This window comes from Klebsiella sp. GG_Kp173 (assembly GCF_040062415.1).
Lineage (GTDB): Bacteria > Pseudomonadota > Gammaproteobacteria > Enterobacterales > Enterobacteriaceae > Klebsiella > Klebsiella quasipneumoniae.
Genome location: NZ_JBEAFZ010000031.1, coordinates 1 through 21570, shown reverse-complemented (window position 1 = coordinate 21570; position 21570 = coordinate 1). Strand labels below are relative to the sequence as shown.

Here is a 21570-nt window from a genome sequence, read left to right as displayed (position 1 = left end):
TCCCCTGCTCTACCGACTGAGCTATCCGGGCAACGGGGCGCATTAAACCGTAATCCGCCCACCCCGTCAACCAAATTTCTTAAATTACTTGTCGATTGCTTATCTTTGCGGCAATTCCGCGTTCAAAGGCGCATTTTGACTCAATATCACTGCATGCCGTTATCACCTTGACGGCTTTTCCAGCCGCTGGTGACGGAGATAACGTGACGCAACCCGGAAATCAGGTAATCACCAATCACCTCTTCATCTTCCCGCGGCGAGCTCAGCGTGATTTCCGCATCCACGCCGTGACGATAGGCGCCATGATGGCTGAAAATGGTGCCGATATAACATTTTCCGTTCAGCCACACCGGAATATAGGCCACCGTCTCATAGATATAGTTGACGGCAACGCCGCTGTAGTAGTTGTCCGCCTCGTCGGCGGAGGTGCCGGGCGGAATGGGGCAGATCGGCGCATCGTTGTCGCTGGCGGGCTTATCTTTCAGCAGGTTGCCCTGCATAACCTCCAGCGAGCGCAGCAGATCCGCTTTATCGCCGTCGCTCAGGCTGGGGGTCAGCGGTTGGTCTTTCTCCGGGGAGCGGATGCTGTTCAGCGTATAGCGATAGCGAACCGTCACCGCGGGCGTCTGGCTGGCGGTGCTGAACGGGCGCAGCAGGTAGAGATTATCTTCGCCAAACTGGCCGTTGTACCACAGGGCATACACCTGGCCGTTGATTTTGACCCAGTGGTTCCACTGGTTAGCCCCGCGGCCATTAATGGAAAAGAGGGCGCCGGGCACCCCGGCATCGAAATCGTCGCCATTATCACTGTCGCTACCGTCGACGGCGGCAAAGTCATTATCGCCGCGCCGGAGCACCCCGGTGTAGCTGAAGAGCCCGGTGCCGCCCACGTAGCTGTCGATGATCAGATCGCGTTTGCCGTCGCCGTCGAGGTCGATAAGCGTAAAGCTGACTTTGCCGTTTTCTGAATCTGCGCTAATTGCGGAGCGCAGAAACGCCTGCCACTCGTCATCGCTGATATCCGGGGACGGTTTGCTGGTCGTCACCAGGCTGTCATCGGCGTAAGTGAGCGTGAAGTCGGTAATATGGCCGGTTAACGGAAACTGCTCGGCGACCCGGTTCAGCGCCAGTTCGGGATCGCTTTTTTGCGCCTTCAGCACCGCGTTATACAGCGTTCGCAGGGCCAGGTTATCCGCCTCTTTCTGCTGCTTCGGGATCACCTGGCTGACAAAGGTCGGCAGCATCCAGGTACCGCCCGGGGTGATTTCCCGGCACATACCGGTGCTGTACTTCAGGCTGGGAACGAAGGTCTTACCCTCCCAGACCCGCGTCTCGCCGGTTACGCAGTCGGCCATGCCCCGCTCTTTATGCAGGAAGACCAGCGTGCCGTTGGCGTAGCTGGAGGCCTCGGTAGTGAGCAGCCGCGGTTTGCTCAACTGGGCGTTGTCGACCAGCCACAGGGCATAGCCATCGTTATAGGGCGCTCGCCAGCAGAGCGCCTGCGCCAGCGAATGGGTTTTATCCAGCGCGGTAAGGGTAATCTGGCGCTCTGCCGCCGGAATGGCCGGGTTCTGCCAGTCTTCACAGCGCTGATTCAGCAGCGGCGTCAGGGAGGGCAACAGCTTCTGGCGCTGGAGCATGTTTAGCGGTACAGGCTGCGCGTTGTGGATCACCGGCGCGGCGATGATTTCCGGGGCGGGGGCGGCGGGCAAGATGGCGTCGTCGCCCGCGTCGCCTTTATCCAGCAGCGCGTCGGCGGTGCCGGTTCGTCGCTGAAACGCATCCATTTTACGCAGCACTTCGCGGCTGCCAGCGCTGGAAAGCAGCATGTGCTGGCCGTTAAGGGCGAATCCGATTTTGCGCTGGTTCGCCAAGGCCTGCAGCACAGCGGATGTCTGATCGCTGTCCAGACGGAAGTGGCTGTCATCCACGGCATCCAGCGAGCCGAGGTCCCGGTCGTCGATCAGCAGGCTGGCGGTGGAGTCGGCGGGGATATCGTGTTCAATCTGCGCGAAGGTGACCATGGCGGTGGGATGCTGTTCGCTGCCCGCGTTGCGGGTCAACAGCACGCTAACCTCGCCCATGCGAACGCCGTAACCCGCCGCCCGGCAGGTGCCGGTGTTATCGCAGGCGAGCTCCCAGTCTTTTTGCGCAAAGGAAAAACCTTGCAGGGGAGCCGCCAGCAGGGGCGTAGAGCACAGCCCCAGCCAGACAGCCCAGAAGAACGCGCGCATATCAATCCCTGTCAGCAATCAGTGAGGGGGAAATTATAGGCGCGACGTGGCGGTTAGGATATCAGAATCAGGTTAATGCCCCGCCCATACGGCACTGGGCGAAGCGCAGAATATCTTCTGCCAGCCGCCGCGCCGTATCGACATCCGTCTGGCTACGTTTGATCAGCAGACGGCTCAGACAGCCCTCGACAATCAGCTCCATCTGCTTGGCGACCATTTCCGGATCATCCACCTCCAGCTGGGTCAGCAGCTCATGGGTGTAGGCCAGCGAAGCCTGCTTCTGCTGTTCTGCCAGCTGGTGGATCGGGTGCTGGGCATCCGGATAGAAGGTGCAGGCGGCAATAAACAAACAGCCGGGGTAGCGCTGGTTGCTGACGCAGGTGGTGAGCGCGTTATAGCGTGCCAGCAGCTTTTGCTCTGCGCTTAAGGTGTCGTCCAGCAGCAGCTGACGGCGCCAGGCATCCACCTGTTGGCTCAGATAGCGAAGCGCGTCATACAGCAGCGCTTCACGATCGGGCCAGAAGCGTTTCAGGTCGCTCGTCGGACAGGATACGCGCTCAGCGACCATCTCCAGCGACGTGTTGGCGATACCTTCAATTTCAAGAATTTTAATGGCTTCTGCCAGGACGTCTTCACGCAGCACGGTGTTCTCCTCCATCTTTCCTCCTAAAGTGTCGCTCACGCTTGCCAATCGCGCAAATGGGCGCTGAATGCCGCAGCATCCATAAAGCCGGTGACTCGCCGGTCGGGCTGTTCCTGACCCTGCGCGTTGAAGAACAGGATCGTCGGTAGACCGAGCACCTGCAGGCGCTTCAGGAGCGCGGCGTCTTGCGGACTGTTCTTCGTCACATCAATCTGTAATAACACGACGCCTTTCAGCGCCTGCTGCACGTCAGGTGAGCTAAAGGTGTATTTTTCAAACTCTTTGCAGGCCACGCACCAGTCGGCGTAGAGATCGAGCATCACCGGCTGACCTTTTGCCTGCGCCAGCGCCCGGTCAAGCTCGGCCACCGAGCTGACGCGGGTGAAGGCCAGGTGCGCCTGCTGCTCGAGCGCCGGGGCGCCAAACGCCCAGTCCTGCAGAGGGCGGGCGCTGACCAGCGCGGCGGCAAGAAGAATGATTTGCACCAGCCGCATCCACGGCCGGGTGGCGCCCAGCGAGGTGATAAACGCCCAGCTGAAGAAGGCGATACCGAGCATTGACCACAGACGTAATCCCCACTGGTCGCCGAGTATGCGCTCCAGCAGGAAAACGGGCAGAGCCAGGATCACGAACCCGAAGGCGGTCTTTACATGGCCCATCCATGGCCCGCTCTTCGGCAGCAGACGGTTGCCAAACACGGTGACGAGGATCAACGGCAGGCCCATGCCCAGCGCGTAGAGGTACAACGTGCCGCCGCCCAGCCACAGATTACCGCTCTGGGCGATATATAACAGGATGGCGCTCAGCGGCGCGGTGGTGCAGGGGGAGCAGATCAGCCCGGCAATAGCGCCCATCGCAAAGACTCCGCCGGGCGATCCGCCCTGGCGTTTATTGCTGAGCAGCGCCAGCCGCGTCTGCAGCGAGGAGGGCAGCTGCAGCGTAAACAGGCCGAACATGGAGAGGGCCAGCAGTATAAACACCACCGACAGACCCACCAGCACATACGGGTGCTGCAGGGCCGCCTGGAACTGCAGCCCGGCGGCGGCCACCACCAGCCCCAGCGCGGTGTAGGTTAAGGCCATCCCCTGGACATAAATAAAGGCCAGCAGCAGGGCGCGCGCGGTGGAAAGCCGCTGTTTGCCGCCCAGCACGATGCCGGAAATCAGCGGGTACATCGGCAGCACGCAGGGGGTGAAGGCGATACCAATGCCTATCAGCAGCGCCCACAGGGCGGTGAAAGGCAGGCGGGCGGGGGCGTCAGCTGGCGGCGCAGAGGCAGGCGCAGGTGAAGCGGCGATCTCCGGGGACGGACGCGGCTCAACCGGCAGCGGTGGGTTGAACACCGGACGGCTGCTCGCCGGCGGCGCAGGGTCAATGGTGGACGCCTGGCCATCGGCCGAAGCCGCCAGCACGGCGCTCAGCGGGATCACTTTGGTCTCCGGCGGATAACAGAATCCGGCATCGGCGCAGCCCTGCCAGGTGACGGTGAGAGTGGCGTCTTTGTCCGCCTGCTTCACCGTGACCGGAACGGTCAGGCGCTGGCGAAAGATCTCGCTTTTGCCGTAAAACTCATCCTCGTGCCACTCGCCCGCCGGCAGTGCCGGTTCGGCGATCGTCGCCCCGGCGGCGCGGAAGGTAAACTGTTGACGATAAAGATAGTAACCATCCTTGATTTGCCAGCTCAGGTTGAGGTCATGCTGTTGCTGCTGAAAGTCAAAGGCGAAGGCCTGGTCAGCAGGCACGAAGTTCGAGCGCCCCGGTGCGTCGAATAACCCGGCGGTGGCTGACGCGCTGCACAGCAGCAGGATCAGCGTAATGATGCGGTAAGCCATGAGAGGTAATCGTTGTCTCCATACGTGACGGGCAGAACCAGCAGTTCAGGGGTTTGATACGGGTGGTGAGACTTCAGGCAGTCCAGCAGCGCCTGCTGATGGGCAAGATCGGTTTTGAGCAGCATCTGAACTTCATACTCCTGCTCCAGCTTCCCTTCCCAGTAATAGAGCGAGGTGGCCCCCGGCAGGAGCGTGGCGCAGGCGGCCAGCTTTTCCGCCAGCGCTTTCGCCGCCAGATCCTGGGCGGTTGCTTCATCCGGCGCGGTACAGAGCACAACAACAGCATCAGGCGTAGTCATCATGAACCTCGTATCAGCGAAAAGAGGCACTATAGCATGCAAGATGCGGGGATATTAGCGTCACGAGCGGGGAATGGGAGGGAAACGGGCCGCGGGGCCCCGCCGGGCCCCCGGGCCGCGGGGGTTCCGCTGCCGACGGCATTTACAGCATAATCCCGCCGAAGATGAAGCCCAGGATCACGCACAGGGTGATAGCGATAACGCCGGGGATCAGGAAGGCGTGGTTAAAGACATATTTACCAATGCGGGTTGAGCCGGTGTCGTCCATCTCCACCGCCGCCAGCAGGGTCGGGTAGGTGGGCAGGACGAACAGCGCCGAGACCGCGGCAAAGGAGGCAATCGCCGTCAGCGGGCTGACGCCCAGCAGCAGCGCGGCGGGCATCAGCGCTTTGGTGGTGGCCGCCTGCGAGTAGAGCAGCGTGGCGGCGAAGAACAGCACCACCGCCAGCAGCCACGGGTAGTTTTGCAGCAAGTCGCCGGCCACGGCCTGGATGTCGCTGATATGCGCTTTAACGAAGGTATCCCCCAGCCAGGCGACGCCGAGCACGCAGACGCAAGCGCTCATCCCGGACTTAAAGGTACTGGCATTGAGCACTTCGCCGGTGTCGATTTTGCAGGTGATGCTGATCAGGGTGGCGATGGTCAGCATAAACACCACGATCGCCTCGTTACGCGGTAGTACAGGGTTTTTGATCAGGCCGACGGTATCGCTGATGGCCGTAGCGTAGAACATCACCGCCACGATGCCGATCAGAAACAGCAGAACGGAACGTTTGGCGTGCGGCTTCAGTTCAAAAACCTGGCTGCCGCGTAGACTGACTTCACCCTTGGCCAGCCGCTCCTGGTAAACAGGATCGTCTTTCAGCTCGCAGCCGAGGAAGTTGCAGACGATAGCGGTGAGCATTACCGCCAGCAGGGTGACCGGAATACAGATGGCCAACAGCATCAGGTAGCTAACGCCCAGCGGCTCCAGGATCCCGGCAAAGAACACCACCGCGGCGGAGATAGGCGAAGCGGTGATCGCTATCTGGGAGGCCACCACCGCAATCGACAGCGGACGGGACGGACGGATGCCTTGCTCTTTGGCCACTTCGGTGATCACCGGCAGCGTGGAGAAGGCGGTATGGCCAGTGCCGGCGAGCACGGTCATAAACCAGGTCACCAGCGGGGCAAGGAAGGTAATATATTTCGGGTGGCGACGCAGCATCCGTTCGGCGAGGCTGACGAGGTAATCCATCCCGCCTGCGACCTGCATGGCGGCGATAGCGGCAATCACCGCCATAATGATTTCAATAACGTCGAAGGGGATCGCACCCGGTTTAATTTGAAAAATAAGCGTCAGGACAAGGACGCCAAGGCCACCGGCAAAGCCGATACCGATGCCGCCGAGCCGGGCGCCGAGATAAATCGCCAGCAGGACAATAACCAGTTCTGCACCAAACATATATGCCTTCCTTGTTTTTTAACAAGTTGATATTGGATTGTTGTATTTTAGTAAAACTAAAAAGCAAAAAGGCATGTCATCGCTGACATGCCTTTGAATGACTATCCGGAAAGATTACTGTTCGCTTTCATCGGTATAACGCTTCGCTTTATAAGCAGGATGCATCAGGTTTTGCGCGGAGAAAATGTCATCCAGCTCCGCCGCCGTCAGCAGCCCACGCTCCAGCACCACTTCCCGCACGCTCTTCCCGGTTTCGGCGCAGATCTTGCCGACGATATCGCCATTGTGGTGGCCGATAAACGGGTTGAGGTAAGTAACGATACCGATGGAGTTATAGACGTAACCTTCGCACACCGCTTTGTTGGCGGTAATGCCGTTGACGCATTTCTCCAGCAGGTTGTAGCAGGCGTTGGTCAGAATATGGATAGATTCGAACATCGCCTGGCCGATCACTGGCTCCATTACGTTCAGCTGCAGCTGCCCGGCTTCGGAGGCCATGGTTACTGTGGTGTCGTTGCCGATCACTTTAAAGCAGACCTGGTTGACCACCTCCGGCACCACCGGGTTAACCTTCGCCGGCATAATAGAAGAACCAGCCTGCAGCTCAGGCAGGTTGATTTCGTTGAGGCCCGCGCGCGGTCCGGAAGAGAGCAGGCGCAGGTCGTTACAGATCTTGGACAGTTTCACCGCCAGGCGTTTCAGCGAGCTGTGGACCATGACGTACGCCCCGCAGTCCGAGGTGGCTTCAATCAAGTCTTCCGCCGGAACGACCGGGAGGTTGCTCACTTCCGCCAGCTTCTGTACCGCCAGCTGTTGATAACCGTCCGGGGTGTTGAGGCGGGTGCCGATGGCGGTTGCGCCAAGGTTCACCTCCAGCAGCAGCTCCGCGGTGCGCAGAATGCTTTTGGTCTCTTCATTGAGCAGCACATTGAAGGCATGGAACTCCTGGCCGAGGGTCATCGGCACCGCGTCCTGCAGCTGAGTGCGGCCCATCTTGAGGATGTCCTGGAATTCTACGGCTTTCGCCTGGAAACCTTCGCCCAGTTGCTTAATCGCATCGATTAGTTTGAGGATGGAGGCATACACCGCGATGCGGAACCCGGTCGGGTAGGCATCGTTGGTGGACTGACATTTGTTAACGTGATCGTTTGGGTTCAGATACTGGTACTCACCTTTCTGGTGACCCATCAGCTCGAGGCCGATGTTCGCCAGGACTTCGTTGGTGTTCATGTTTACGGAAGTGCCGGCCCCGCCCTGGAAGACATCGACCGGGAACTGGTCCATGCATTTGCCGTTATTCAGGACTTCGTCACAGGCGGCGATAATCGCATTTGCCGCGCTTTTGGGAATGGTCTGCAGCTCCTTGTTCGCCAGCGCTGCGGCTTTCTTCACCATTACCATGCCGCGCACGAATTCTGGTATGTCGCTGATTTTGCTGTTGCTAATGTAGAAGTTTTCAATCGCTCGCAGAGTATGAACGCCGTAGTAAGCGTCCGCGGGAACTTCCCTGGTGCCCAACAGATCTTCTTCGATACGAATGTTGTTTAACATGTGAACCTTCTTTTCAAGCTGCCAATGAATTCACCAAATACACAGAATATCCAGTATTCAGTATATTTTCTGGCCGACGATTATTTCCTTAACCGGCCCGGTGCCCAAGATCATATGCTGATGATAGCGAATATCAGTAAGCTTGATCACTTATTACATCGCGGGTGTGAGAAGATTTATTAATCTGTGAAATGGGTCACCGCTTTCCTATTCCTGGAAAAAATAAGCATTTCCGCTGATTGAAAAGCCGCTCAGCATCCCCATCTTAGTGGGATGCGATCAGCAAATTGATAACTACGGGGGCCGAACTCGGTGCCTGTCGATGAAGGAGACGCCGGTGCGTTGGATTCCGTTTATTGCCTTTTTTCTTTACGTGTACATTGAGATATCGATCTTTATCCAGGTCGCGCACGTGCTGGGCGTCTTTATGACGCTGATCCTGGTGATCTTTAGCTCGGTGGTGGGGATGTCGCTGGTGCGTAACCAGGGCTTCAAAAATTTTCTGCTGATGCAGCAGAAGATGGCCGCGGGCGAGAGCCCGGCGGCGGAGATGATCAAAAGCGTCTCGCTCATTATCGCTGGCCTGCTGCTGTTGATCCCGGGGTTCTTTACCGATTTCCTCGGCCTGCTGCTGCTTTTGCCCCCGGTGCAGAAGCACCTGACGATGAAGCTGATGCCGCATTTGCGCTTCAGCCGGATGCCGGGCGGCGGCTTTAGCGCCGGGACTGGCGGTGGAGAGACCTTCGAAGGGGAATTCCAGCGCAAGGACGAACAGCGCGACCGTCTGGACCATAAGGACGATCGCCGCGATTAACTTTTATCGGCCCGGTCAGCAGACGCGACCGGGCCGCTTTCTTATTTGCGCCTATACGCTGCCTGTTGTCGCCAGCTTGCGTCTCGGTAAAAACAACCACAGCGCCGCCAGCATCACCAGCGCGTACAGACTCTTCCAGCCGACCATCGCCAGCAGCAGCAGACAGAGAATGCTGCCCACCGCCGCCAGCAGCCGATAGCGCCCGCGCAGCAAACGACAGCCCGCCAGCATGCACAGCAGATAGATCATGATGAAAATGCCGTTGGCATAGACGATCAGCGCGTCCAGATTGATGTCGAGAAAATAGATACACAAGGTGCTGACCACGCAGGAGCCCAGCACGGCGTTGAGGGCGTTGCGCGGGATCTGCCGCGGCGACAGCCTCGCGAGGTAGCTCTGCGGCTTATGCTGCGCCTGCGACCAGACCAGGCGGGCGAAGCTCTGAATATAGATGTTAAGGCTGGCGAAACAGGCGAGATAGCCGATGACGCAGGCCACCCACAGCGCTTCGACGCCGAACAGGCGGACCACGATATTCGGTAAAGACGCGGCCGCCGCCATCTCCTCGCCAAACGCGTGGAAGTGCAACACCAGCACGGTACAGGCCCAGTAGACCGAGCCGGCAAGCAGCAGGCCTATCATCAGCGCGCGGGGAAAATCGCGCTCGGGATGTTTAAACTCCGAGGCGAGATGGGCAAAGGCTTCCAGCCCGACAAAGCACCAGAACATCACCGACAGCGCGGAGAAGAGCTGGCCGCGGTCGATCGCCGCCGGGGCGGGGAAGGGGATTTGCGCCGGGCTTATTCCGCCGCGCCACCAGACGGCGACGATCAGCGCGACAATCAGCACGGCAACCAGGGTCTGCAGGTTGGCGCTGGAGCTGGCGCCGCGTGAACCGACACACCAGACGATGGCCAGGGTACCCAGCTCCGCCAGCAACAGCTGCGCATCATGCCAGCCGAACAGCGCCTGGCCGAAGCCAGTGGCGATATGCAGCGCGGCGGGGAGCCCGACCGGGATAACCGATAAAAACAACCAGCCGGTGACGCTGGCCAGACGTGGGCCAAAGGCCATATCGACAAAGTGGGCCACGCCGCCCGCGCTGGGGAAATGGCGGCCCAGCAGGGCGAAGACGATGGCAATCGGAAAAACAAGGAGGATGAGCAACGGCCATGCCCACAGGCTGTTATCGCCAGCGACCAGCGCCGCAAGCGCCGGGACGGCGAAAACGCCAGTGCCCAGCAGTGAGGTGGAAAGCAACCCGACTCCCTGTCCCAGCCCTAACTCCTGTTTTAAACCACTCATGATTCCATCCTGCGCCAGTAAAAAGAAAGAGAGTATCACAATCGCTTTTCCTTATGACCGGTTGCCCGGTGACGCCGCTTTTTGCGTGCCAGCGCAAAGGTAAAAATTTTTTTTTAATTTTGCCCTTGAAGCCGGAAATGGCCATCCCCATCTCTCTCTGCACTAGCCGGTAAACCGCGTTCGGCCCGGCGTCACCCATAACTGATAATGACTTTCTCGAAGGAGAGCTATCAATGAGTATTCGTCCGTTACATGATCGTGTGATCGTCAAACGTAAAGAAGTTGAAACCAAATCTGCGGGCGGCATCGTTCTGACCGGTTCTGCAGCAGCTAAGTCAACGCGTGGCGAAATCATCGCTGTCGGTAAAGGCCGCATCCTGGAAAACGGGACCGTGCAGCCGCTGGACGTTAAAGTTGGTGACATCGTGATTTTCAACGATGGCTACGGCGTGAAGACTGAAAAGATCGACAACGAAGAAGTACTGATCATGTCCGAAAGCGACATCCTGGCAATTGTTGAAGCTTAATTCGCACGACCCTGAACGAATTTGAGGAATATAAGAAATGGCAGCAAAAGACGTAAAATTCGGTAACGACGCTCGTGTAAAAATGCTGCGCGGCGTAAACGTACTGGCAGATGCAGTTAAAGTGACCCTGGGCCCGAAAGGCCGTAACGTGGTTCTGGACAAATCCTTCGGCGCGCCGACCATCACCAAAGATGGCGTTTCCGTTGCTCGTGAAATCGAACTGGAAGACAAGTTTGAAAACATGGGCGCGCAGATGGTGAAAGAAGTTGCCTCTAAAGCGAACGACGCGGCAGGCGACGGTACCACCACCGCAACCGTGCTGGCGCAGGCCATTGTGAACGAAGGCCTGAAAGCTGTTGCTGCAGGCATGAACCCGATGGATCTGAAACGCGGTATCGATAAAGCGGTACTGGCTGCAGTAGAAGAGCTGAAAGCGCTGTCTGTTCCGTGCTCTGACTCCAAAGCTATCGCTCAGGTAGGTACCATCTCCGCTAACTCTGACGAAACCGTAGGTAAACTGATCGCGGAAGCGATGGACAAAGTCGGTAAAGAAGGCGTGATCACCGTTGAAGACGGTACTGGCCTGGAAGACGAACTGGACGTGGTTGAAGGTATGCAGTTCGACCGTGGCTACCTGTCCCCGTACTTCATCAACAAGCCGGACACCGGCGCCGTTGAGCTGGAAAGCCCGTTCATCCTGCTGGCTGACAAAAAAATCTCCAACATCCGCGAAATGCTGCCGGTTCTGGAAGCTGTAGCGAAAGCGGGCAAACCGCTGGTTATCATCGCTGAAGACGTTGAAGGCGAAGCGCTGGCGACCCTGGTGGTTAACACCATGCGCGGCATCGTTAAAGTGGCTGCGGTGAAAGCGCCGGGCTTCGGCGACCGTCGTAAAGCCATGCTGCAGGATATCGCTACTCTGACCGGCGGTACCGTTATCTCTGAAGAGATCGGTATGGAGCTGGAAAAAGCAACTCTGGAAGACCTGGGCCAGGCGAAACGCGTGGTTATCAATAAAGACACCACCACCATCATCGATGGCGTTGGCGAAGAGTCCGCAATCCAGGGCCGTGTTGCTCAGATCCGTAAGCAGATCGAAGAAGCAACCTCCGACTATGACCGTGAAAAACTGCAGGAACGTGTCGCTAAACTGGCTGGCGGCGTGGCAGTAATCAAAGTCGGTGCAGCTACCGAAGTTGAAATGAAAGAGAAAAAAGCACGCGTCGACGACGCCCTGCACGCAACCCGTGCTGCGGTTGAAGAAGGCGTGGTGGCTGGCGGCGGCGTAGCGCTGGTTCGCGTTGCTGCGAAACTCGCTGGCCTGACCGGTCAGAATGAAGATCAGAACGTCGGTATCAAAGTTGCGCTGCGCGCAATGGAAGCGCCGCTGCGTCAGATCGTGTCCAACGCCGGTGAAGAGCCGTCTGTTGTCGCGAACAACGTGAAAGCAGGCGACGGTAACTACGGTTACAACGCGGCAACTGAAGAATACGGCAACATGATCGACTTCGGTATCCTGGACCCAACCAAAGTAACCCGTTCTGCACTGCAGTACGCGGCTTCCGTGGCTGGCCTGATGATCACCACCGAGTGCATGGTGACCGACCTGCCGAAAGGCGACGCGCCTGATTTAGGTGCTGCTGGCGGCATGGGCGGCATGGGCGGTATGGGCGGCATGATGTAATCGTGCGCTATACAGCATAAAAAAGCAGAAACCCCTGGCCAGCAATGGCTGGGGGTTTTTCTTTTGGTGCGCTTTTTAGTATAAGGCTTATACATAAAATCATTTAAGCTGTATCAGAGCGGCAAGCACCTTCGTATCGGAAGCGACTGACAAGCGCGACCGGGTAAGGAATGAAAGCGGCTCATGCCGACGCAGTTTGAAGGATGACAGGTTTACATCCGGGCCAGTGCGTCCAGCTCATCGATCATGGGGAATAACATGCAGGTAAAATATTTAGCAGGGATTGCCGGCGCAGCCTTACTGTTAGCAGGTTGCAGTTCCAGCAATGAATTAACCTCTGCCGGCCAGAATGTGCGTTTTGTACAGGAGAAGCCGGGTGCAGAGTGTCAGCTGTTAGGGACCGCGACGGGTAAACAGAGCAACTGGCTCTCCGGGCAGAATGGTGACGAAGGGGGATCCATGCGCGGTGCAGCTAATGCCCTGCGTAACCAGGCGGCAGCGATGGGCGGCAACGTGATTTACGGCGTCAGCAGCCCGACGCAAAACCTGCTGTCGAGTTTTGTGCCCACCGACAGTGAAATGAATGGCCAGGTTTATAAGTGCCCGAATTGATTTGACAGCGGGTTATCCCTCTCCTGGTGGAGAGGGGAACCCGGGCAACGGCTGGAAAGGTAACGCCGTTTTCTACGTCCTTGTAGATACCCAAATTAGACGCTAATTGAGTTGAGCTTGTGTTTTAAGACAAAAAGAGTGTAGCTGAGTAAGACAAGCTTCTTTTGTTAAAATCTGACCCGAATCGGAAGTAATTTTCTGGCAAAAAGATTTATATAAGGTATATTTTTCCTGGATTTTTTTTAACATTGGCGTCAATGCCGCCACTTTATGAATTATATGCTGTACCTCTTGCGAGTCATATTGGGCATTTGCTTTAATAATAGCTCCCGAGAGAATTACTTTTCCTCTTTCAGTTTCAAAGCAGTAAAGAACAGCCAGATACTCTGAATATAAATTATGTTTCCAGAGTTCGTGATTTATTTCTTTATAGTTTAAAAAATCAAGATTCGTTAAATCTACTGAATAGAGAAGTAAAAAATCAAGTAAAGAACCAAGTATGTTTAGGGTTTCTTTATCATTTATTGTTTCAATGGCTTTCTGAATGGCAAGAATAAAAAACTCCACTTGCGTATCATTAATTTCTATAGTGATAATCTTTTCATTTTGCATGGCAATGATTAGAGAAATCGCCTCGTCTTTGAATTTTGGTGCAATAGAGGTAACAAGCTGCATTGAATTAGGTTGTGAAACTTCGGAATAATATATTTCAGGTATATTATTATTAAGAATATCAATGTCAGATTTGATTTTCTTTTCATATTTATTGCCACGCTCAACAAGACGTTGTGCAACCTTTGTTATTCGGCTACGTAGAATAATTAGTAGATCCACTAATGTTGTGAGTTGCATGTAAAATAAACAACCATTATTTTCAGTGCCACTAATTTTAAATGCCATCAGGAAAAGATGATCGCCTTGTTTAATTGGGGCAGTATTTAATCCTTTAAGTATCATTTTTTCTCTACCTTACTTTATTAATTTTATGCTGTTGTTCTACATTCTGAAAGATCGATCACACGATCAGCAGAGGCAATTGTCGAGGGTCTATGAGCGACGATAATACGCGTAATACTTAGTTTAGATATCGCATTGTTAATACTAGATTCATTGTTTAAGTCAAGGTGGCTTGTCGCTTCATCCATAAACAAAATACAAGGTTTACGGTACAGAGCCCTCGCTATTAATAAACGTTGTTTTTGACCACCAGAAATTCCTGAGCCAAGTTCACCAATGAGTGTTTCATATCCCATTGGCATGCTCATAATTTCGTCGTGGATATTACTATGCCGAGCACATTCAATAACAAATTCTTCATCAACATTATCCTCAAATCCACTGATATTTTCCATAATAGAGCCGGAGAATAAACGGTCTTCTTGTAGAACACACGCGGTACTAAGACGATAATTATTTAAACCTATTTTATTGACATTGAGATTATCAACCAGGACATCACCGTTGGTAGGCGAAAGAAGGCCACACATAACTTTTAAAAGCGTTGTTTTGCCAATGCCAGATGGTCCAACAAGAGCTACTGATTCACCTCGTTGAATCGTGATATTAAGGTTTGAAAATATAGGTTGTGAAAAAGAATCATATTGATAACTCAAATTCTTTACTTCAATTTTTACACCTTCATTTTTATCAAATAATCGACGAGTAGGCATATCCTTTTCAGGTTCGCTGAAAGCAATCTCAGAAAGCCTTTCATTATGTAATGATAGCATTCTTAGTTGCATAAATAGGTCTATTAGACTAGATGCCCGTTGGGAAAATTGGCCTCTATAAGCATTAAATGCCATAAACATACCAAGAGTCATGTCATTATGAATAACAGCGATCGCTCCTAACCATAAAACGGCAACCTGGTCGATGGACGAAATAAAAGTATTTATTCCACTAAACATCATGTCAAAGCGTGTCTGTTTAATTCCTGCATTGCAAGCATCAATGTTTAAATTCAACCAGTGTTGTGAGCGCCTCTCTTTAAGATTTAGCGCCTTAATCGTTGCGATCCCATACAAAGATTCCATGAAATGTGAACTGGAACGCGCACCTTTGATTACTTGCTCTTCTGAAACTCGGCGATAAAATCGATAGGTGGCTAAACGCATTACGGCGTAACATAATGTAAATCCAATAACAACCCAAACAAGCCATCCTCCATAAAGCGTCAACATTATTAAAAGACCAATGGTCATTATGGAATCAATGATCCCTGTCACAATGCTGTTCGTGAATGTTGAACGTATAATATCTAGTGATGAAAAACGAGACTGAATGTCACCCAAATGCCGTTTCTCAAAAAAAGAAAGTGGTAGGCTAGTCAGATGATCGAACAGGGTCGTTTTCCATTGAATGTTTGTTAATGTGTTCAATGTTAAAGATGTCCATGCGCGTAGCATACTTATAAATGTACGGAATAAAGTAAATGAAACTAAACCAATACATATTACGGCAAGAAGACTCTGATCGTGTGCCATTATTACATGGTCTGTAACCATCTGTGTACCTATTGGAATTAAAAGACCAATAGCTTCAATTACCACAGAGTAGGAAAATATTTTAATAAGTGTGCTTTTTAGACCTACAATATTTCTCATTAAGTCTAATAAGCGTAAGCGTGATTTAGCTTTCTCTTGTCGAAAATTCTGATCAGGCCATATTTCAAGTGCAATTCCAGTAAAATGGTTTGACATTTCCTGAAGCCCAATAATACGTTTGCCTAAGGCTGGGTCATGCACAATAAAACTATTCCTACGAACTTTTGTTAGTACAACATAATGATTCAATCCCCAATGTATAATGCAAGGAAGCTTTAACTGATTTATTTCATCTAAGTCTAATGATAGTGCTCGGCTTTTTAAACCGACCCTTTCTGCGTTTTTACTCAATGATAATAAAGTGAATCCTTGTGATGGACTCCCATAGCGATTTCTGAAGTTAAATAAATCAATATTTAGGCCATAATAGCAGGAGATCATTGTGAGACAAGCGATACCACACTCAGCTGCTTCCGATTGTAATACAACAGGAACCTTTTTCTTCAAAGAGAAATTTAATTTTTCGACAATAATTTTAAAAATATTATTATTCATTTATAGGGCCACTCACGCTTTGAGTTATTTTATAAAAAGGAGTGAACATCCACATATAAAGAGGGCGCTCTTCAAGGAACACTATCGCTTGGGCTTTTAAACCATTGGATAATTTCAATTCCTTATCTCTATATATAAAGCTAGTGTCTTTTATTTTTATAATTGCTTTATACAAAGCAAGCTCCTGCTGATTAGGGTTGGTTATGGCATTTGTATATTCTGACATTTCCTGGCGTGACGCAGGAACTGAAGAAATAGATACAACTTCCCCTGGGAATTGACCGAATTTGTCTGCGGGAAAAGCATCATAACGAATATTTACAGTATCGCCAGGATTAATATAAGGAATGCTGTTGTTTGGCAACCATAGAATAAGATAATATTCCACATTCCCAGTCGGTTTTATCTGTGCTAAACTGCTACCTTTATCCACCATCTGTCCGGCAGTCACTGAAACCGATTCTATTTTGCCTTCAGCTGTCGCTTTCACAACAATATTGCCATTCGCGGTAGACTCTACTCTTTGATTTTTATAATCATTTATTTGGTTTTTTTGATTTGAAATTTGATTGTCAAAATCTGCCCCTTTAATAACTTTATCACTATATAACTGAGTTAATTGTGATTCGATTTGCATTTTTTGGCTAACAAGTGATTGGTATGTACTTTGTTGTTGAAAATATAATGAATGTTGATAGTTATATTGATCTTTAGTTATTAAGCCTTCCTTTAAGTATTTATCGTAGCTCGATAGGTTTTCCTTCATTTTTTTCAACCCATCTCCAGCATTCTTTAGCATTTTATAAGTTTCTTGCAGTGTTAATTCATACTGCTTAATTTGTATGTTCAGTGCTTCTAATGTTTCAGTCCTATTCTTCTTAATCTTATTAATTATTTCTTCTGCGTTAGATATTTTTTCAGTAATAGCTGCAGTCATTGTTTCATTAACATTTCCGCTTATAGTAGATCTTGATACATCCAACTCATAAAGAGCTGTTCCCTTTTTAACAATATCGCCAACAGCAACATATCTTTTTATTACAAAACCTTGTTGCGGAGCGAAAACATTTATTGAATGAGGCAGTGTTATAACTTCTCCTCGAACATCAATTCGCTGGGTGTATTTACAGAAAGTCAAAGTTAATATCAAACAGATTAAGAATGCAAAAGATAGGGATACTATCAGCCAGGATGGGATTCCCGCTAGTAACAAAGCTTTTCCTTTCCAATAATTTCTCTTATATTCAATCGCTTCCTTGCGATAGAGTTTATTCTTCATGTTTAATCGCTTTAAATTTAGAACTGTAGAAAAATGGCTATGTTTATGACATTTTTCGTTATTGTTTATGTGGGTTAACGTATGCAGAACATTTCTGCATACGTTAATTGAATAATAATAAACAGTCTCGGTTGAGTCTTTAAAGTACCATGCAATATGTATTTTCAATATAGTGAGAAATATTAATCTTATCTGGAGGCATTATATTTGCTAATGATTGATGTTAATCAATATTCACCAAGGAAGAGACTAGCAAGAAATCATATTATTGCTTTTTCATAAAGTCATTAATATGCCTAATATCAACCTTGTTAGATATTTAGTAGCATATTGATGCTTGCCAGAACAATGCGAAAAATATCACTCATCAAACACAACTTTAAATCTCTAGAATAAAATATTACCTAATAAATTTTTTAGGAGCGTCAAATTTCATTTTGAGATTAAGTTTATTGAATAGTACTTATATAGAAATTAAAAGCTAATACTAAAGCCACCGTTAGCTTTAAAGCCGCCTGCAGTACCATCCAGGATTCCGTCAATAAGCCGCGTAACCTGGCCATTAACATAATCAGCACCATTATATGCACCCATGATAGCACCAAAAATACCCCCCTGGATTGCCCCCCAAAGAGCACCAATACCCATTGCAATAGTACCAAACCCTAAAGCACCACCTCCGGCACCATTACCAGTTAACCCTCCCTGAAGTCCGCCACCTGATGCATACCCAATTAAACCAATAGTTGCACCAACGGTCGCGTCTACAAGTCCAGAAAGTAGATCTTGCGTTCCATCTAGAATCTGCCTAATACCTGCTCCAGAAATATCATCCATTTCGATAGCTGTTAACTCTTTCATTATATCTCCTTATGATTTTGAAGACGTTATAATTTAATAGTAAGTGGATAATTGTATATTATAGGACAAATATGCCTCGAGAAGATCTCGAGGCTTGGAAAGTCAATTTATTGCCAACTAAAATATTTGCTATGAAAATTAGTTTGCTTTAAAGCCACCGGCAGTACCATCCAGGATTCCATCAATGAGTCGAGTAATCTGACCATTTACATAATCAGCACCGTTATATGCGCCCATGATAGTACCGAAAATACCCCCTTGGATAGCTCCCCATAATGCACCAATACCCATTGCAATCGTACCAAAACCAAGCAAACCACCGCCTGATCCATTACCAGTCAGTCCACCCTGAAGGCCACCGCCTGAAGCATAACCGATTAATCCGATAGCGGCACCAACAGTAGCATCCACTAAGCCAGCAAACATATTTTGTGAACCATCAAGGATTTGCTTAATTCCTGCACCGGAAATATCATTCATTTCAATTGCTGTTAATTCTTTCATTTTGTTTACCTTATTGAGAGTGTGGGTTATAGCTATTGTTTAATTTCAATATAAAGAAAGAAACGAAACACTACTGTCTCGTGTTTCCAAAGATATTTTGGCAAGATTGGTGCTTTTTTCAATTTGAATTTTGTAATTCATATGTGATTTTACATATTCAACTATTAACTTTCATCATTAATTTTAGGTCCTCTCACGCTGACCGATTCACATTAACTTATAAAAATAAAAACAAGTTACCTTTATTAAAAGATAACTTGTGCATATTATATATATCTATAAAGTGTTGGATAGCATCTCATTGTTAGTAAGATAATTATGCATCTATCACTCTTCTTGTAAAATGACTTCGAAAATCCCCTGAACTGCTCCTGGGGTAATGTTTTCAGACAACTTATAATAATCGGCAGTAAGAGTTATTGATTGGTTTTTAGTCACGCTTGATATTGAGTAGCTTTTGTAGTCATAGAATTTTATCGCGGATGAACCTTTTTTGATGATGAAACCGACATCTTTGGCCCCTCCAGCTGCTTGAGGTATGTTATTAACTAATACTCCATCAATTGATGATGAGTTTTCAGTTATCGGGTTAAACCAATATATATATTTAGTTCCTAACGATGTTTGTGGGCATGTAATATCTAAAGTAATGTCTTTTTGCTTACCGGTTATAGCACCTTGAGCCAATGATTTTAGCTGGCTTGCTTCAATATTGGATAAAGTCACAACACTGCCATTACGAGGAGTAACATTACAAGAAGTGTCGCGATAGGTAAATGGTCCAAGTGTAACGTTAACTTTTAACAAACGAGCGCTTGACGAATTGGCCTGGATTTGCTGTGCGGAGCCAGCCATATATGAGACATTTACTTTAAATGAGTTTTTTATACTCGTATCAATATTGTCTTTTGTTTTTATGAGCCAAACAGTTATTTGTGATACCGGATACGCAACAAGATTCCATGCAGATACTGTTCCCATCGTTGCAGGATTGGGACGATAATTAGTGCCTGATATAGCATCAGATATTTGGTAACCAATCCCAGGAATTCCGGTCTCATAAACCTTTCCACCTTGAATACCACTTACTCCTGGCGCCTCCACCGCTGCAGGTGATGCAATAACGCCATAAAGATCGCTTGTTCCGCAATTAGAAAACGTTCTCATACTGCTAACATTACCACCAACCGTTCTGACTGCTAATATAGAGCCAGCGGGTAATGTATTGTCTGATAGTATTTTCGAAGAAACGGTAAGGTTAACATTCGCTTCTGAACCAGAACTATAAGAGCATGTCGCTATAGCTGGTAAGTTGATAAAAAACAAGCTGATAAAAAAAAGTATTTTTTTCATTTTTATGACTATCCTTATCAACGGCAAATCGCACTAGTCTGCGTGATGCCTTCGGTTGTAGAGGCTAAGCTATAAGTTGCCTTACATTGCTGACCACTTTTTGAACCCCACTGTGCATATACTACGCCGCTGTCTTTAAGCCCTGACATGTAGACCATGCCGCCATCAGAAACAATACTGGCCTGTGCATTCTTATCGAGCGTTAAGGTTACCGTTGCACCATAGGGGACATAATCTCCTGAGTTTCTCTTGAGTATCAGGAATGCGCGACGGCCAATGTTACCTTCGAAATTCGCCCTTGCGATGGCGGCACGCGTTGGTACGACTGTCTGCGTTGTATTCGGCAGTTCCATATTTTCGCTAAGAGACGTACTATCCAGTGTTACGCTGGTACGATGATACGGCGTTACATATGGAAGAATTGCATAACCACGATAGTCCGTTTTTATGGTCCCATCATTTTCCAGACTAACGTGGCTCAGGCCGGGAGCTTTAACCAATACTGAGGTTTCTGAGATCTCCTGACCTAAAGTAATACCGTCAGCATGTACTAATACGCCACCGCTCATACCATAGTTAACTAACTGGCTGTGTTTACTGTAACTGTAGCCGCCGTTAACCGAACCCATTGAACCACGGTAGTTGCCATAGACGCCGCCGCTGGCATCTTCCCGATTGCTATAACCCTGCTGTACGTTCCAGTCCAGATTATCGTTTTCTAACGCTGTTCCACTCAGTGAGACATATTGATCGGTAGAACCTGGGTTACTGTTCGTCATGTTATAGCTTGCGTAGGTCTTCGGTAACCATTCGCTTAACGGTACGGTGATATTAAAGGTAAAAACATGATCATCCTCTACGGTACGGCTTGAGCCATTATTACCCCATGAGTATCGACTGTAACTATAGCCCGCGTAATAGTTAACGTTACGGAACCCACCGTTATAGCCAACATTCAATGAGTTATTACGTCGATTGCTATCCCAGTAGTCCTCAAAGATACCGGATACGGAAAGGCTACCTAATCCTGCCCCCAGACTTTGGCTGACGGTAATATTAGTTCGGTTACGAATTGCGTGAGAAGTATAACTGCCATAGCGGTTATTGTAGGTATTCATCACGTCGGTAAGTGTATTAAAACCGGATGTAGAGTAGCGATAGCCGGCAACGGTGATGTTAGTACCCGTTTCGAGAATATTTTTACCGTAGCGGATACGCCAGGACTGACCAGATGTTTTATCTGTATCTTTCTTTTTCGACCACGCTTGAGTGACGTCGGCTGAAAGCGCGCCAATGTCGCCCAGGTTCTGCCCAACGCCGAGCGCGAGCGCTTGATAGTTTGATGCGGCCTGCATACCGGTATAGAAAGTGGTATTATTCAATGCGCCATAGCTGATGGTAGCCTGAGTAAAGGGTTTCTCATCAACGTTACCATCGTATGGACGATATTTACCGCTGGTAATTTCATACTCTGGATTTGCCCCTATATTTCCAGACACCTGTTATCACTTAACCCATTACTGGCCC

At 50.0% G+C, this 21570-nt stretch carries 17 protein-coding genes and 1 pseudogene; 4 read left to right on the top strand and 14 right to left on the bottom strand.

Translation table 11 applies throughout. The features are described 5' to 3' along the window. Window positions 1–146: 146 nt before the first annotated feature. The 6 genes from ABLU50_RS14860 to aspA all read right to left on the bottom strand — a co-directional run bounded on the left by ABLU50_RS14860 (window position 147) and on the right by aspA (window position 8003). Window positions 147–2234 (bottom strand): DUF1176 domain-containing protein, encoded by a 2088-nt coding sequence (locus ABLU50_RS14860; protein WP_057212456.1) that lies wholly within the window; start codon window positions 2232–2234, stop codon window positions 147–149. Window positions 2235–2301: 67 nt separating this feature from the next. Further along, on the bottom strand, window positions 2302–2892 hold the full coding sequence (locus ABLU50_RS14855; RefSeq protein ID WP_060656845.1) for a transcriptional regulator: 591 nt from the start codon (window positions 2890–2892) through the stop codon (window positions 2302–2304). A gap of 20 nt (window positions 2893–2912) precedes the next feature. Beyond that, a complete protein-coding gene (locus tag ABLU50_RS14850) occupies window positions 2913–4709 on the bottom strand; it encodes a protein-disulfide reductase DsbD (RefSeq protein ID WP_057212454.1) in 1797 nt (598 codons plus the stop codon). Beyond that, window positions 4685–5008 carry a divalent cation tolerance protein CutA gene (gene cutA, locus ABLU50_RS14845; RefSeq protein WP_004206404.1) on the bottom strand — a complete coding sequence of 108 codons (324 nt, stop codon included), beginning with the start codon at window positions 5006–5008 and terminating at the stop codon, window positions 4685–4687. Before cutA ends, ABLU50_RS14850 begins: the two co-directional genes overlap by 25 nt. A 142-nt stretch (window positions 5009–5150) precedes the next feature. Then, window positions 5151–6452: an anaerobic C4-dicarboxylate transporter gene (locus tag ABLU50_RS14840; protein WP_017900073.1), complete on the bottom strand. Its 1302-nt coding sequence runs from the start codon at window positions 6450–6452 to the stop codon at window positions 5151–5153. Window positions 6453–6566: 114 nt separating this feature from the next. Continuing rightward, entirely contained in the window at window positions 6567–8003 is a 1437-nt protein-coding gene (aspA, locus tag ABLU50_RS14835) for an aspartate ammonia-lyase (protein ID WP_002885424.1), read from the bottom strand. 337 nt (window positions 8004–8340) lie between these two features. On the opposite strand from aspA, the gene ABLU50_RS14830 reads away from it, so the two are divergent. Continuing rightward, window positions 8341–8817, top strand: a complete 477-nt coding sequence (locus ABLU50_RS14830) for an FxsA family protein (protein WP_004206407.1) — start codon at window positions 8341–8343, stop codon at window positions 8815–8817. A 51-nt stretch (window positions 8818–8868) separates the two neighbouring features. On the opposite strand, the gene yjeH is transcribed toward ABLU50_RS14830, so the two are convergent. Continuing rightward, a complete protein-coding gene (yjeH, locus tag ABLU50_RS14825) occupies window positions 8869–10122 on the bottom strand; it encodes an L-methionine/branched-chain amino acid transporter (RefSeq protein WP_057212452.1) in 1254 nt (417 codons plus the stop codon). A gap of 233 nt (window positions 10123–10355) precedes the next feature. On the opposite strand from yjeH, the gene ABLU50_RS14820 reads away from it, so the two are divergent. From ABLU50_RS14820 to ABLU50_RS14810, 3 genes are all read left to right on the top strand, one after another. Continuing rightward, window positions 10356–10649, top strand: a complete 294-nt coding sequence (locus tag ABLU50_RS14820) for a co-chaperone GroES (protein ID WP_004152420.1) — start codon at window positions 10356–10358, stop codon at window positions 10647–10649. Window positions 10650–10686: 37 nt separating this feature from the next. After that, entirely contained in the window at window positions 10687–12333 is a 1647-nt protein-coding gene (gene groL, locus ABLU50_RS14815; protein ID WP_002885441.1) for a chaperonin GroEL, read from the top strand. Window positions 12334–12591: 258 nt separating this feature from the next. Further along, a complete protein-coding gene (locus tag ABLU50_RS14810; RefSeq protein WP_004206410.1) occupies window positions 12592–12945 on the top strand; it encodes a DUF4156 domain-containing protein in 354 nt (117 codons plus the stop codon). Window positions 12946–13047: 102 nt separating this feature from the next. Here ABLU50_RS14810 and yjeJ read toward each other — a convergent pair whose 3' ends face one another. From yjeJ to ABLU50_RS14775, 7 genes and pseudogenes are all read right to left on the bottom strand, one after another. Continuing rightward, complete coding sequence (gene yjeJ / locus ABLU50_RS14805) at window positions 13048–13902, bottom strand: YjeJ family protein (RefSeq protein WP_057212450.1); 855 nt, start codon at window positions 13900–13902, stop codon at window positions 13048–13050. A 26-nt stretch (window positions 13903–13928) separates the two neighbouring features. After that, window positions 13929–16046: a peptidase domain-containing ABC transporter gene (locus ABLU50_RS14800; RefSeq protein ID WP_057212449.1), complete on the bottom strand. Its 2118-nt coding sequence runs from the start codon at window positions 16044–16046 to the stop codon at window positions 13929–13931. Continuing rightward, window positions 16039–17325, bottom strand: a complete 1287-nt coding sequence (locus tag ABLU50_RS14795) for an HlyD family secretion protein (RefSeq protein ID WP_057212447.1) — start codon at window positions 17323–17325, stop codon at window positions 16039–16041. The genes ABLU50_RS14800 and ABLU50_RS14795 overlap by 8 nt, the downstream gene beginning before the upstream one ends. A gap of 474 nt (window positions 17326–17799) precedes the next feature. Then, on the bottom strand, window positions 17800–18186 hold the full coding sequence (locus ABLU50_RS14790; protein ID WP_057212446.1) for a hypothetical protein: 387 nt from the start codon (window positions 18184–18186) through the stop codon (window positions 17800–17802). A 138-nt stretch (window positions 18187–18324) separates the two neighbouring features. Further along, window positions 18325–18690, bottom strand: a complete 366-nt coding sequence (locus tag ABLU50_RS14785) for a hypothetical protein (protein WP_057212445.1) — start codon at window positions 18688–18690, stop codon at window positions 18325–18327. A 327-nt stretch (window positions 18691–19017) separates the two neighbouring features. Further along, complete coding sequence (locus ABLU50_RS14780; protein WP_087832246.1) at window positions 19018–20043, bottom strand: fimbrial protein; 1026 nt, start codon at window positions 20041–20043, stop codon at window positions 19018–19020. A 17-nt stretch (window positions 20044–20060) separates the two neighbouring features. Further along, window positions 20061–21515: pseudogene (locus ABLU50_RS14775) on the bottom strand (fimbria/pilus outer membrane usher protein); the annotation flags it as partial. Window positions 21516–21570 lie beyond the last annotated feature (55 nt).

Excerpts from the sequence above, each read along its gene's own strand:
- ABLU50_RS14795 (WP_057212447.1), bottom strand. The coding sequence starts at position 17,325 with ATGAAGAATAAACTCTATCGCAAGGAAGCGATTGAATATAAGAGAAAT.
- ABLU50_RS14790 (WP_057212446.1), bottom strand. The coding sequence starts at position 18,186 with ATGAAAGAGTTAACAGCTATCGAAATGGATGATATTTCTGGAGCAGGT.
- ABLU50_RS14820 (WP_004152420.1), top strand. The coding sequence starts at position 10,356 with ATGAGTATTCGTCCGTTACATGATCGTGTGATCGTCAAACGTAAAGAA.
- cutA (WP_004206404.1), bottom strand. The coding sequence starts at position 5,008 with ATGACTACGCCTGATGCTGTTGTTGTGCTCTGTACCGCGCCGGATGAA.
- ABLU50_RS14785 (WP_057212445.1), bottom strand. The coding sequence starts at position 18,690 with ATGAAAGAATTAACAGCAATTGAAATGAATGATATTTCCGGTGCAGGA.
- ABLU50_RS14810 (WP_004206410.1), top strand. The coding sequence starts at position 12,592 with ATGCAGGTAAAATATTTAGCAGGGATTGCCGGCGCAGCCTTACTGTTA.
- ABLU50_RS14860 (WP_057212456.1), bottom strand. The coding sequence starts at position 2,234 with ATGCGCGCGTTCTTCTGGGCTGTCTGGCTGGGGCTGTGCTCTACGCCC.
- ABLU50_RS14855 (WP_060656845.1), bottom strand. The coding sequence starts at position 2,892 with ATGGAGGAGAACACCGTGCTGCGTGAAGACGTCCTGGCAGAAGCCATT.
- ABLU50_RS14840 (WP_017900073.1), bottom strand. The coding sequence starts at position 6,452 with ATGTTTGGTGCAGAACTGGTTATTGTCCTGCTGGCGATTTATCTCGGC.
- ABLU50_RS14800 (WP_057212449.1), bottom strand. The coding sequence starts at position 16,046 with ATGAATAATAATATTTTTAAAATTATTGTCGAAAAATTAAATTTCTCT.
- aspA (WP_002885424.1), bottom strand. The coding sequence starts at position 8,003 with ATGTTAAACAACATTCGTATCGAAGAAGATCTGTTGGGCACCAGGGAA.
- yjeJ (WP_057212450.1), bottom strand. The coding sequence starts at position 13,902 with ATGATACTTAAAGGATTAAATACTGCCCCAATTAAACAAGGCGATCAT.
- groL (WP_002885441.1), top strand. The coding sequence starts at position 10,687 with ATGGCAGCAAAAGACGTAAAATTCGGTAACGACGCTCGTGTAAAAATG.
- ABLU50_RS14780 (WP_087832246.1), bottom strand. The coding sequence starts at position 20,043 with ATGAAAAAAATACTTTTTTTTATCAGCTTGTTTTTTATCAACTTACCA.
- ABLU50_RS14850 (WP_057212454.1), bottom strand. The coding sequence starts at position 4,709 with ATGGCTTACCGCATCATTACGCTGATCCTGCTGCTGTGCAGCGCGTCA.
- yjeH (WP_057212452.1), bottom strand. The coding sequence starts at position 10,122 with ATGAGTGGTTTAAAACAGGAGTTAGGGCTGGGACAGGGAGTCGGGTTG.